Annotated in this window: 12 protein-coding genes; 6 read left to right on the top strand and 6 right to left on the bottom strand. The window is 50.3% G+C overall.

The window, feature by feature from the left end:
• Position 1: 1 nt before the first annotated feature.
• Both selD and A7Z06_RS08485 read right to left on the bottom strand, forming a co-directional pair.
• Complete coding sequence (gene selD, locus A7Z06_RS08495; RefSeq protein WP_010345861.1) at positions 2–1,045, bottom strand: selenide, water dikinase SelD; 1,044 nt, start codon at positions 1,043–1,045, stop codon at positions 2–4.
• 116 nt (positions 1,046–1,161) lie between these two features.
• Positions 1,162–1,713, bottom strand: a complete 552-nt coding sequence (locus A7Z06_RS08485) for an NAD(P)H nitroreductase (RefSeq protein ID WP_032225327.1) — start codon at positions 1,711–1,713, stop codon at positions 1,162–1,164.
• Positions 1,714–1,874: 161 nt separating this feature from the next.
• Between A7Z06_RS08485 and sppA the strand changes: the two genes are divergently transcribed.
• The 3 genes from sppA to pncA all read left to right on the top strand — a co-directional run bounded on the left by sppA (position 1,875) and on the right by pncA (position 5,566).
• On the top strand, positions 1,875–3,731 hold the full coding sequence (sppA, locus tag A7Z06_RS08475; RefSeq protein WP_001259798.1) for a signal peptide peptidase SppA: 1,857 nt from the start codon (positions 1,875–1,877) through the stop codon (positions 3,729–3,731).
• 166 nt (positions 3,732–3,897) lie between these two features.
• Positions 3,898–4,914: an asparaginase gene (ansA, locus tag A7Z06_RS08470; protein WP_001170164.1), complete on the top strand. Its 1,017-nt coding sequence runs from the start codon at positions 3,898–3,900 to the stop codon at positions 4,912–4,914.
• A gap of 10 nt (positions 4,915–4,924) precedes the next feature.
• Complete coding sequence (gene pncA, locus A7Z06_RS08465) at positions 4,925–5,566, top strand: bifunctional nicotinamidase/pyrazinamidase (RefSeq protein ID WP_001120526.1); 642 nt, start codon at positions 4,925–4,927, stop codon at positions 5,564–5,566.
• A 156-nt stretch (positions 5,567–5,722) separates the two neighbouring features.
• On the opposite strand, the gene A7Z06_RS08460 is transcribed toward pncA, so the two are convergent.
• Both A7Z06_RS08460 and msrB read right to left on the bottom strand, forming a co-directional pair.
• Complete coding sequence (locus A7Z06_RS08460; RefSeq protein ID WP_010345857.1) at positions 5,723–5,995, bottom strand: YeaC family protein; 273 nt, start codon at positions 5,993–5,995, stop codon at positions 5,723–5,725.
• A 41-nt stretch (positions 5,996–6,036) separates the two neighbouring features.
• Entirely contained in the window at positions 6,037–6,450 is a 414-nt protein-coding gene (gene msrB, locus A7Z06_RS08455) for a peptide-methionine (R)-S-oxide reductase MsrB (protein WP_001284610.1), read from the bottom strand.
• A 341-nt stretch (positions 6,451–6,791) separates the two neighbouring features.
• Here msrB and gapA point away from each other — a divergent pair, with 341 nt between their 5' ends.
• Both gapA and A7Z06_RS08445 read left to right on the top strand, forming a co-directional pair.
• Positions 6,792–7,787: a glyceraldehyde-3-phosphate dehydrogenase gene (gapA, locus tag A7Z06_RS08450; RefSeq protein ID WP_000153502.1), complete on the top strand. Its 996-nt coding sequence runs from the start codon at positions 6,792–6,794 to the stop codon at positions 7,785–7,787.
• A gap of 83 nt (positions 7,788–7,870) precedes the next feature.
• The gene (locus A7Z06_RS08445) at positions 7,871–8,755 is read left to right on the top strand and encodes a D-hexose-6-phosphate mutarotase (protein WP_010345855.1); all 885 of its coding nucleotides are present in this window, start codon (positions 7,871–7,873) and stop codon (positions 8,753–8,755) included.
• Positions 8,756–8,805: 50 nt separating this feature from the next.
• On the opposite strand, the gene yeaE is transcribed toward A7Z06_RS08445, so the two are convergent.
• Positions 8,806–9,660, bottom strand: coding sequence for a methylglyoxal reductase YeaE (gene yeaE, locus A7Z06_RS08440; RefSeq protein WP_001186372.1), 855 nt, complete (start codon positions 9,658–9,660; stop codon positions 8,806–8,808).
• Positions 9,661–9,749: 89 nt separating this feature from the next.
• Complete coding sequence (mipA, locus tag A7Z06_RS08435; RefSeq protein WP_000163784.1) at positions 9,750–10,496, bottom strand: scaffolding protein MipA; 747 nt, start codon at positions 10,494–10,496, stop codon at positions 9,750–9,752.
• A gap of 435 nt (positions 10,497–10,931) precedes the next feature.
• Between mipA and yeaG the strand changes: the two genes are divergently transcribed.
• The gene (gene yeaG, locus A7Z06_RS08430) at positions 10,932–12,866 is read left to right on the top strand and encodes a protein kinase YeaG (RefSeq protein ID WP_001019882.1); all 1,935 of its coding nucleotides are present in this window, start codon (positions 10,932–10,934) and stop codon (positions 12,864–12,866) included.
• The last annotated feature ends 95 nt before the right edge of the window (positions 12,867–12,961 follow it).

The raw sequence follows: 12,961 nt of genomic DNA, 5'->3' as shown, positions 1-12,961 counted from the left end.
ATTAACGGATCTCAACCATGGCACGACCAGCGCGCGCAGGCACCAGTTCGCCAATCGCCGTCAGTTCGATACCAAATTCAGCAGCGGTAGCTTTTACTTCGTTTTCAGCCTCTGGCATCACCGCCAGCAGCAGACCGCCGGAGGTTTGCGGATCGCACAGCAGATCGCGCACTTCACGCGGCATTTCACCCATCAGATGACCATAGCTGGCAAAGTTGCGTTCGGTGCCGCCAGGTACTGCACCCAGCTTAATGTACTCTTCCACGCCAGGCAGTTTCGGGATCGCGTCATAGTCGACACGTGCCTGTACTCCTGCGCCCTGACACATTTCGCTCAAATGCCCCAGCAGACCAAAACCAGTCACGTCAGTCATCGCTTTTACGCCTTCGATGTTGGCAAAGGACGCGCCTGCGATGTTCATCCGGCACATCACTTCCGTCGCCAGCCCCTGATGTTCCGGTTTCAGCAGTGATTTTTTCTCCGCAGTGGTAAGAACGCCAATCCCCAACGGTTTCGTCAGGAACAGTTTACATCCGGCTTGTGCGGTACTGTTTTTCTTCACCCGCTCAGTTGGAACGATCCCCGTGACCGCCAGACCGAAAATCGGTTCCGGCGCGTCGATGGAGTGACCGCCAGCCAGCGCAATACCCGCCTGACGACATGCGTAGCGACCACCTTCGGTGACTTCGCGGGCAATTTCCGGGGACAGTTTGTTAATCGGCCAGCCGAGGATCGCAATTGCCATAATCGGTTTTCCGCCCATCGCGAAGATATCGCTGATGGCGTTAGTCGCGGCAATGCGGCCAAAATCGAAAGGATTATCAACGATCGGCATAAAGAAGTCGGTGGTGCTGATAACGCTGGTGCCATTGCCCAGATCGTATACCGCCGCATCGTCGCGGGTTTCGTTACCCACAAGCAAATTCGGATCAACAAACTTCGCCTGTTCGCTGTGCAGGATGGTTTCCAGCACTTTTGGGGAAATTTTACAGCCGCAACCGGCTCCGTGGCTGTATTGGGTCAAACGAATCGAGTTCTCGCTCATGGACATCTCCTGTCAATGCAATTCGGGTATGGTAACCCTCATTCCGTGAAGTGATAAGTGAGAGTGTCTGAATTACTGCTCCTTTGCTCACAATCCACACAGTTTTGCCGTTTTTATCAAAAATAAGTCACAAACGGTGTCGGGTCCGGAATGCTTATCGATGTTGACGCTTTCAGTTGTGGCGTACCGAGATAGAGAAATCCGACAATTTTATCCTGCTCGCGACAGCCGAATGCGTCACGCACCACCGGGCTTTCAGTTAATGCGCCACTGCGCCAGATGCCGCCAAAGCCCTGGGCAACCGCCGCCATTTGCATTGCCATAACCGCGCAACCCGCCGACATTTCCTGCTCCCAGCGCGGGACTTTATGATTTTCTTCGCATTTCGCCACCACCGTTATGATGAGCGGCGCCCGGAACGGCGCATTACGCGCTTTGTCGATTGCTTTTTCATCGTTACCGGCAGCAATCGCCCCCTGCTCCAGAACGGCACTGAAACGCTCACGCCCTTCCCCTTCAATCACAAAGAAATGCCACGGTTGCATGGATTTATGGTCTGGCGCACGCATACCCGCGCGCAGGATATTTTGCAGTTGCTCACCCGTTGGCGCTGGCTCAGCCAGACGGGAGGCGCTACGGCGGTTGATCAATAGTTCGAGTGCATCCATTTGATTAACTCCTGTCATGATGTTTATTCACAAAATTAACACGAGAGTGGATTTTGTTACAGCACAGTCCATGATTCCTGCTGACAAGTGCCGGTTGGGTCATTACGATAACCACATCACTTGCACCTGTAACAGGTGTAACTTTTAGTCTGGGAGAATACATGCGAACCCTTTGGCGATTTATTGCCGGATTTTTTAAATGGACGTGGCGTCTGCTGAATTTCGTCCGTGAAATGGTACTTAACCTGTTCTTTATTTTTCTCGTGCTGGTTGGCGTGGGGATCTGGATGCAAGTCAGCGGTGGTGATTCGAAAGAAACCGCCAGCCGTGGCGCGCTGCTGCTTGATATTTCTGGTGTGATCGTCGATAAGCCCGACAGTTCGCAGCGGTTTAGTAAGTTAAGTCGTCAGTTGCTTGGTGCCAGTTCCGATCGTCTGCAGGAAAACTCGCTGTTTGATATCGTCAACACCATTCGCCAGGCGAAGGACGACCGCAATATCACCGGTATCGTGATGGATCTGAAAAACTTCGCGGGCGGCGATCAGCCTTCCATGCAGTACATCGGCAAAGCTCTGAAAGAGTTTCGTGACAGCGGTAAACCGGTTTATGCCATTGGCGAGAACTACAGTCAGGGGCAGTATTATCTTGCCAGTTTCGCCAATAAAATCTGGCTTTCCCCGCAGGGTGTGGTCGATCTGCATGGCCTTGCCACCAACGGTCTGTACTACAAATCGTTGTTGGATAAGTTAAAAGTTTCCACTCATGTGTTTCGCGTAGGTACGTATAAATCTGCCGTTGAACCGTTTATTCGTGATGATATGTCACCGGCGGCCCGCGAAGCTGACAGCCGCTGGATTGGTGAGCTGTGGCAAAACTATCTTAATACCGTTGCCGCTAACCGCCAGATCCCTGCCCAGCAGGTATTCCCTGGGGCGCAAGGTTTGCTTGATGGTTTAACCAAAACTGGCGGCGATACCGCGAAATATGCGCTGGATAACAAACTGGTGGATGCGCTGGCGTCAAGTGCCGAAATCGAAAAAGCCCTGACCAAAGAGTTTGGCTGGAGTAAGGCTGATAAAAATTATCGCGCCATTAGCTATTACGATTACGCATTGAAAACGCCGGCAGATAACGGTGACGGCATTGGTGTAGTGTTTGCCAATGGTGCAATTATGGATGGCGAGGAAACTCAGGGGAATGTAGGCGGTGATACCACTGCGGCACAAATCCGCGATGCTCGTCTTGATCCAAAAGTGAAAGCGATTGTTCTGCGCGTTAATAGCCCTGGTGGCAGCGTTACGGCTTCTGAGGTGATCCGCTCTGAACTGGCAGCAGCCAGAGCAGCGGGCAAACCTGTGGTTGTGTCAATGGGCGGCATGGCGGCATCCGGTGGCTACTGGATCTCCACTCCGGCTAATTACATTGTGGCTAACCCCAGTACCCTGACCGGCTCTATTGGTATTTTCGGCGTGATCACCACCGTAGAAAACAGTCTGGATTCGATTGGTGTTCATACCGATGGCGTCTCAACTTCACCGCTGGCGGATGTTTCCATCACTAAAGCACTGCCGCCGGAAGCGCAGCAGATGATGCAGCTAAGCATTGAGAATGGCTACAAACGCTTTATCACGCTGGTTGCCGATGCGCGCAAATCGACGCCGGAACAGATTGATAAAATCGCTCAGGGGCACGTCTGGACGGGTCAGGATGCGAAAGCTAACGGCCTGGTCGATAGCCTCGGTGATTTCGATGATGCGGTCGCAAAAGCGGCAGAACTGGCAAAACTGAAGCAGTGGCATCTGGAATATTACGTCGATGAACCGACCTTCTTCGACAAAGTGATGGACAACATGTCAGGTTCTGTCCGGGCGATGTTGCCAGATGCGCTCCAGGCCATGTTACCTGCCCCGCTGGCCTCGGTGGCCTCTACCGTGAAAAGCGAAAGCGACAAGCTGGCAGCGTTTAACGATCCGCAAAACCGTTATGCGTTTTGCCTGACCTGCGCCAACGTGCGTTAAGTCTTGTACTGAGTGGTCGACAGATCGTCGGCCACTTATTTTTTACGTCTACGAATCCCCCTTCCCGCTGTTTCGCCCCATATTTCCTTATCCGCATAGTATCAGGTGCGCTCCCCCTGCCTCACGTATATACTTTTGCTCTTTCGATATCATTCATATCAATATCATGCAAAAGAAATCAATTTACGTTGCCTACACGGGCGGGACCATCGGGATGCAGCGTTCCGAGCAGGGTTATATTCCGGTGTCAGGTCATCTACAACGCCAGCTGGCGCTGATGCCGGAGTTCCATCGCCCGGAGATGCCAGATTTCACTATTCATGAATATACGCCGCTGATGGATTCTTCTGATATGACGCCGGAAGACTGGCAGCATATTGCTGAAGATATTAAAGCGCACTATGACGACTATGATGGTTTTGTCATTCTGCACGGCACCGATACGATGGCCTATACCGCTTCTGCGCTGTCGTTCATGCTCGAGAATCTCGGCAAACCGGTCATTGTGACAGGGTCACAAATTCCATTAGCCGAGTTACGCTCTGACGGACAAATCAATCTGTTGAATGCGTTATACGTTGCGGCGAATTACCCGATCAACGAAGTAACACTCTTTTTTAATAACCGTCTGTATCGCGGTAACCGCACCACCAAAGCCCATGCCGATGGTTTTGATGCCTTCGCTTCCCCGAATCTTCCTCCATTGCTGGAAGCGGGTATTCACATCCGTCGTTTAAATACGCCACCAGCACCGCACGGCGAAGGTGAACTGATCGTTCATCCAATCACGCCACAACCGATCGGCGTGGTAACCATTTATCCGGGGATTTCTGCTGACGTTGTGCGCAATTTCCTCCGTCAACCGGTGAAAGCGTTGATTTTGCGCTCATATGGCGTGGGCAATGCGCCCCAAAACAAAGCCTTCCTGCAAGAATTACAAGAGGCCAGCGATCGCGGTATTGTGGTGGTCAACCTGACACAATGTATGTCCGGTAAAGTGAACATGGGCGGTTATGCTACCGGTAATGCCCTCGCCCATGCCGGCGTTATTGGCGGCGCGGATATGACTGTAGAAGCCACATTAACCAAACTGCACTACCTGCTTAGCCAGGGACTGGATACCGAAACCATTCGCAAGGCCATGAGCCAAAACCTGCGCGGCGAACTGACGCCGGATGATTAAGGAGACTGCAATGCCCCATCGAGCCCTGTTACTGGTCGATTTACAAAATGATTTCTGTGCTGGTGGCGCGCTCGCCGTACCGGAAGGTGACAGCACAGTGGATGTTGCTAACCGCCTGATTGACTGGTGCCAGTCGCGCGGAGAAGCGGTTATTGCCAGTCAGGACTGGCACCCGGCTGATCATGGCAGCTTTGCCCGCCAGCACGGTGTAGAGCCTTATACGCAGGGACAACTCGACGGCCTGGCGCAAACATTCTGGCCTGAACACTGTGTGCAGAACAGTGAAGGCGCACAATTACATCCGTTACTGAATCAAAAAGCGATCGCAGCGGTGTTCCATAAAGGCGAAAATCCTTTAGTTGACAGTTACAGTGCCTTTTTTGATAACGGCCGTCGGCAGAAAACCTCGCTTGATGACTGGTTACGCGATCATGAAATCGATGAATTGATCGTTATGGGCCTGGCTACTGACTATTGCGTGAAGTTTACCGTGCTGGACGCGTTACAGTTAGGTTATAAGGTAAACGTGATTACCGATGGTTGTCGTGGCGTGAATATCCAGCCCCAGGACAGTGCGCACGCGTTTATGGAGATGTCAGCAGCTGGGGCAACGCTATATACGCTGGCAGACTGGGAAGAGACGCAGGGGTAATTTTACGCAGGCCTACAATTCTGTACTGTCGTTGTAGGCCAAATAAAGTGCGGCAGCGGTGCCTCTGGCATGTTGGTTGTTAAATCAAACAACCAACACGTGACAGTAAAGATTATCCCCTCCCTTCGTAAACGCGCTACAAAGGGGACAATTCATTCACTTAAACATGGCAATTGGTTTTGCCGTGATACCAAAATCTTCTTTCAACTGTTGTTTGCTCTTCATGACCATCTGGCCGTTCGTATCAATAGTCATATGCTGCGCATCGGTATTGTTACGGGCTTGCCACAGCATCACCAGTTGCAGACAGTTCTCTTTTTGTTCTTCCGTCAAGGCAACACCGTCTGGCCATTTACCCAGTTCAACGGCTGTCGATAAACGCTGGTAAACCTCAGGCGTCATGCTGTTGATTATTTCATCAAGATTCATAATTTTCCCGCTCCTGTGGAATAAGTTGCTGAATCGTTTTTTCAACCGTTGATTTCTTCGCCATTTTCGCCATCAGTAAAACGCAATGATGCCGAGTTAACACAATAGCGTTCGCCTGTGGGTTGTGGGCCGTCGGGAAAAACATGCCCCAGATGAGCATCACAGTTTCCGCAACGAATTTCTATCCGCTGCATTCCATGTGACAAGTCTTTGATATAACGGATTGAATCTTCACTCACCGGCTCATAAAAACTGGGCCAGCCACAGCCTGAATCATACTTGGTTTGAGAATGAAACAGAGGGGCGTCGCAGATCAAACAGTGGTAAATGCCGTCGCGCTTATTATGCAATAAACGTCCAGTAAATGGCGGCTCCGTCCCGTGATTCTGTGTCACGTAAAACTGCATCTCGGACAAATTTTTTTTCAGTTCTTCTGCCGAAGGTTTGTTAGCCATTTGCTCACATCTCACTTTAATCACGCTCACATTACGTGACTTATTCTAACAAAACATTAACACCAACTCACAAAATTTTGTTCTAAACTTGATCTCAACGAAATGGCAGCACTTAAAACGTGATAAAAATCACATTTTTATCGTAATTGCCCTTTAAAATTCGGGGCGCCGACCCCATGTGGTCTCAAGCCCAAAGGAAGAGTGAGGCGAGTCAGTCGCGTAATGCTTAGGCACAGGATTGATTTGTCGCAATGATTGACACGATTCCGCTTGACGCTGCGTAAGGTTTTTGTAATTTTACAGGCAACCTTTTATTCACTAACAAATAGCTGGTGGAATATATGACTATCAAAGTAGGTATCAACGGTTTTGGCCGTATCGGTCGCATTGTTTTCCGTGCTGCTCAGAAACGTTCTGACATCGAGATCGTTGCAATCAACGACCTGTTAGACGCTGATTACATGGCATACATGCTGAAATATGACTCCACTCACGGTCGTTTCGACGGCACCGTTGAAGTGAAAGACGGTCATCTGATCGTTAACGGTAAAAAAATCCGTGTTACCGCTGAACGTGATCCGGCTAACCTGAAATGGGACGAAGTTGGTGTTGACGTTGTCGCTGAAGCAACTGGTCTGTTCCTGACTGACGAAACTGCTCGTAAACACATCACCGCTGGTGCGAAAAAAGTGGTTATGACTGGTCCGTCTAAAGACAACACTCCGATGTTCGTTAAAGGCGCTAACTTCGACAAATATGCTGGCCAGGACATCGTTTCCAACGCTTCCTGCACCACCAACTGCCTGGCTCCGCTGGCTAAAGTTATCAACGATAACTTCGGCATCATCGAAGGTCTGATGACCACCGTTCACGCTACTACCGCTACTCAGAAAACCGTTGATGGTCCGTCTCACAAAGACTGGCGCGGCGGCCGTGGCGCTTCCCAGAACATCATCCCGTCCTCTACCGGTGCTGCTAAAGCTGTAGGTAAAGTACTGCCAGAACTGAATGGCAAACTGACTGGTATGGCGTTCCGCGTTCCGACCCCGAACGTATCCGTAGTTGACCTGACCGTTCGTCTGGAAAAAGCTGCAACTTACGAGCAGATCAAAGCTGCCGTTAAAGCTGCTGCTGAAGGCGAAATGAAAGGCGTTCTGGGCTACACCGAAGATGACGTAGTATCTACCGATTTCAACGGCGAAGTTTGCACTTCCGTGTTCGATGCTAAAGCGGGTATCGCTCTGAACGACAACTTCGTGAAACTGGTATCCTGGTACGACAACGAAACCGGTTACTCCAACAAAGTTCTGGATCTGATCGCTCACATCTCCAAATAAGTTGAGATGACTTTGTGATCTAAAAAGAGCGACTTCGGTCGCTCTTTTTTTTACCTGATGAAATGAAGTTAAAGGACTGCGTCATGATTAAGAAAATTTTCGCCCTTCCGGTCATCGAACAAATTTCCCCTGTCCTCTCCCGTCGTAAACTGGATGAACTGGACCTTATTGTGGTCGAACATCCCCAGGTAAAAGCCTCTTTTACATTACAGGGCGCACACCTTCTCTCGTGGAAACCTGCGGGTGAAGAAGACGTCCTGTGGTTGAGCAATAACACTCCGTTCAAAAATGGCGTCGCCATTCGCGGTGGCGTGCCGGTTTGCTGGCCGTGGTTTGGTCCGGCAGCACAACAAGGTCTGCCTGCGCACGGTTTTGCCCGTATTCTGCCGTGGACGCTGAAATCGCATAGTGAAGATGCCGATAGCGTGACACTGACTTTCGAACTGACGCAAAGCGACGAGACAAAAAAATACTGGCCGCACGACTTTACGCTGTTAGCGCATTTCCGCGTGGGTGAAACCTGTGAAATCGATCTTGAAGCGCACGGCGAATTTGAAACCACCTCTGCTCTGCATACTTACTTTAACGTGGGTGATATTGCTAAGGTAAGCGTCAGTGGTCTGGGCGATCGCTTCATTGATAAAGTGAACGATGCGAAAGAAGATGTACTGACCGACGGTATTCAGACCTTCCCTGATCGTACCGATCGCGTGTATCTGAATCCGCAAGATTGCAGTGTGATTAATGACGAAGCGTTGAATCGTACTATTACCGTTGGTCACCAGCATCATCTGAACGTCGTCGGCTGGAACCCTGGCCCGGCACTTTCAGTTAGCATGGGCGATATGCCGGATGATGGCTACAAGACTTTTGTTTGTGTAGAAACAGCTTACGCTTCAGAAACTCAAAAAGTGACTAAAGAGCAACCTTCCCATCTGGCACAATCCATTCGCGTTGCCAAACGTTAATTTGTGCTAGTTTTATGTGCCGGGTGCGATGCATCCGGCACATCTCAACATCACACCATATCCAGCGAAGTTTTGCCTTTTGGTGCTGGATACGCGTTGTCCAGCATGGCTAATTCCTCTGACGAAAGCACAATCTCAAGCACAGCTGCATTTTGTTGAACATGGGCGATAGTTGCCGCTTTTGGAATCGCCATCACGCCCTGATGGCTGATTACCCACGCCAGCAACACTTGCGCGGCAGTGGCATTATGAACATGAGCTATTTCGTTGACCACTGCGTTTTTTAGCAAACCATTACGTAAGCGCCCGGCCTGCGCCAACGGACTGTAAGCCATCACTGGCATTTGCTGTTGTTGGCACCAGGGGAGTAGATCATACTCAATCCCTCGCGAGCCGAGATGATAAAGCACTTGATTAGTGGCACACTGATTTCCACCCGGCACCTGCCAGAGCTCCTGCATGTCAGAATAATCAAGGTTAGAAACGCCCCAGCGGCGGATTTTTCCCTGGGCGATCAATTTTTCCATTGCTGCGACAGTCTCTTCAAAAGCGAAACTGCCAGACCAGTGTAATAAGTAAAGATCGAGATAATCAGTATTGAGGCGGCGTAAACTGGCTTCACATGCGTTAATCGCTTTTTGTCCGCCAGCATTCCACGGATAGACTTTAGAGACGAGAAAGACTCTATCACGCAGACCGGTTAATGCTTCACCGACCACCTTCTCGGCACCGCCATCGGCATACATTTCGGCGGTATCAATGAGGGTTAAACCGAGGTCAATGCCCGCGCGTAGTGCAGCCACTTCGGTTTTGCGCTGGCTGGCGTTTTCGCCCATATACCATGTTCCCTGCCCTACGGCTGGCAGTGAGACATCGCCACTGAACTGAATCATTTTTTGTTGCATTGTTTCCTCCCGGTTTTTGCACCACCGTAATGCAAAACAGGGCGTGACGCCCTGTTTTTATGCACAAAATGCCCTGGAAAGATGCATTATCAGAATTTGTAGGTGATCCCGGTAGAAATCAGACCAGTCCAGGATTTATCCACCATCGGGCTGTCAGTAACTTCGTCAGACAGGCGGGTGTAGCGTGCGGTGCCGTAAACACTCCAGTCGCCGAGGAAGTTGTAGCTGGCACTCAGCTCCAGGTAAGGACTCCAGCTGTCATTCGGGTTATAGCCACGCAGACCGCTGCGAGCGGACTCTTTGCGCGATACGCCATAATAGTATTCGTTCTGGTTTTCGCTGTTCCACTGCACACCGATACCCGGAGTCACGGTCAGGCCGCCGTTGGTGTAACGGTACAACCAGGCCATATCCCACACGATACCGTTGCTGTTATCCAGTGTGTCTCCTGCCAGGGTGGTACGCAGATAACCGTACTGGGTAAAGTGTGCGTAGGACAGACCAGCCATCATAGTGCTCTTACGGTCATCCAGGTGGCGCATTTGGTGATCACCACTGTCTTTGGCTTTGAAGTAGAGCGGCGACCAGTAAGCGGTAATTGAAAGTTTATCCGTTGCGTCATTCCACAGGTAGTAACCACCACCTAAGCCACGGAACCAGAAGTTATCGCCTTCATAGTTGATTACTGGTACTGGGTAAACATCGGTATCGTAATCTTTATAGGGGTGTTCAACGACACCTACGCCTGCGCCCAGGGAAAAATTACCTTCAGCGTGCGCTACGCCTGCAGACGTTGCGATAAGCACTCCAAGTGCCAGAAGTTTGAGTTTGGTCACAATTAATCATTCCTTAAACAAATGTTTAGCGGGCGACAAAGTTTACCCGTCAATACATCGAAACCCAACCTTTTTACATTTTCATTTCTAAAGGTAACTGTTTAATTTTCCTGACGCTGATGACATCGGGCTTACACCTGAATGAATTTTGCGTTACTGGCGGCAATATTCTTTACATTAATTATGCAATTTTTATGGATGAGTTGTTGATATGCCATTGAAATCCAGAAAGCCATGCAGGCAAGTTTTCCAATTGCCATCTACGCTTAATTTTGAAGGTGTATCACCGGGCACGTTGTTCTCACAGTCGGTAAGATGGCATGAGAGTTGCTGTGTTTTAGCAAGCGACGTCGTTCAGTTTACCTCTTCCGGGAGCCTCTACTATTCATATGAACGGCTCTTAACCTGTGCTAAAAAACGAAAGGACGGCATACCATGAATATATTCGATCACTATCGCCAGCGATATGAAGCTGCCAAGGACGAAGAGTTCACACTGCAGGAGTTTCTTACCACTTGTCGGCAAGATCGCAGTGCTTATGCCAACGCGGCTGAGCGGCTATTGATGGCTATCGGTGAGCCTGTCATGGTCGATACAGCCCAGGAACCCAGACTTTCTCGACTCTTTTCTAACCGGGTCATAGCACGTTATCCGGCATTTGAAGAGTTTTACGGCATGGAAGACGCGATTGAACAGATTGTCTCTTATCTGAAACACGCGGCTCAGGGGCTGGAAGAGAAGAAACAAATCCTGTATCTGCTGGGGCCTGTGGGTGGGGGTAAATCATCGCTTGCTGAGCGACTGAAATCATTGATGCAGCTCGTACCGATTTATGTATTGAGCGCCAACGGTGAGCGTAGCCCGGTCAACGATCATCCGTTCTGTCTTTTCAATCCGCAGGAAGATGCTCAGATTCTGGAAAAAGAGTATGGCATTCCTCGCCGTTATCTCGGCACCATCATGTCGCCGTGGGCGGCAAAACGCCTGCATGAATTTGGTGGCGATATCACTAAGTTCCGGGTAGTGAAGGTCTGGCCGTCAATTCTGCAACAAATTGCTATCGCCAAAACGGAACCCGGTGATGAGAACAACCAGGACATCTCCGCGCTGGTTGGGAAAGTCGATATTCGTAAACTCGAACACTACGCGCAGAATGACCCGGACGCCTACGGCTATTCCGGTGCGCTGTGCCGCGCCAATCAGGGTATCATGGAATTCGTTGAGATGTTTAAAGCACCGATTAAAGTGCTGCATCCCTTGCTAACCGCCACTCAGGAAGGTAACTACAACGGGACGGAAGGTATCTCCGCCCTGCCGTTCAACGGGATTATTCTCGCCCACTCGAACGAATCCGAATGGGTCACTTTCCGTAATAACAAAAACAACGAAGCCTTCCTCGATCGTGTTTACATCGTGAAGGTGCCGTATTGCTTGCGCATTTCCGAAGAGATCAAAATCTACGAGAAATTGCTTAATCACAGTGAATTGACTCACGCCCCCTGCGCCCCTGGCACGCTGGAAACGCTGTCACGTTTTTCCATTCTTTCGCGCCTTAAAGAGCCAGAAAACTCCAGCATTTATTCAAAGATGCGGGTTTATGATGGCGAAAGTCTGAAAGACACAGATCCCAAAGCCAAGTCGTATCAGGAATATCGTGACTACGCCGGTGTCGATGAAGGGATGAACGGTCTGTCGACGCGTTTTGCGTTTAAGATCCTCTCCCGCGTGTTCAACTTCGATCATGTAGAAGTGGCGGCAAACCCGGTCCATCTGTTCTACGTCCTGGAACAGCAGATCGAGCGCGAGCAGTTCCCGCAAGAGCAGGCAGAACGCTATCTGGAGTTCCTGAAAGGTTATCTGATCCCGAAATATGCCGAGTTTATCGGCAAAGAGATCCAGACGGCCTACCTTGAATCCTATTCCGAATATGGGCAAAACATTTTCGACCGTTATGTTACCTACGCGGATTTCTGGATTCAGGATCAGGAGTATCGCGATCCGGATACCGGTCAGTTGTTTGACCGCGAATCTCTTAACGCCGAGCTGGAGAAAATCGAAAAACCGGCGGGGATCAGCAATCCGAAAGATTTCCGCAACGAGATTGTCAACTTTGTGCTGCGCGCCAGAGCGAATAACAGCGGACGCAATCCGAACTGGACCAGCTACGAAAAACTGCGCACGGTTATCGAGAAAAAAATGTTCTCCAATACCGAAGAGTTGTTGCCGGTCATTTCGTTTAACGCCAAAACCTCAACCGACGAGCAGAAGAAACACGACGATTTTGTCGACCGTATGATGGAAAAAGGCTACACCCGTAAACAGGTGCGTTTACTGTGCGAATGGTATTTGCGCGTACGTAAATCGTCTTAACACAATGGCCCGGTGCACATGTTACCGGGCCGACAATGACAGCGAACCGTAGGCCGGAAAAGCAAAGCGCATCCGGCAATACAGGTGCAACATAC

The sequence above is a fragment of the Escherichia sp. MOD1-EC6819 genome (genome assembly GCF_002965765.1).
In the GTDB taxonomy this organism is placed as follows: domain Bacteria; phylum Pseudomonadota; class Gammaproteobacteria; order Enterobacterales; family Enterobacteriaceae; genus Escherichia; species Escherichia ruysiae.
This window is presented reverse-complemented; position numbering and strand designations above follow the sequence as displayed.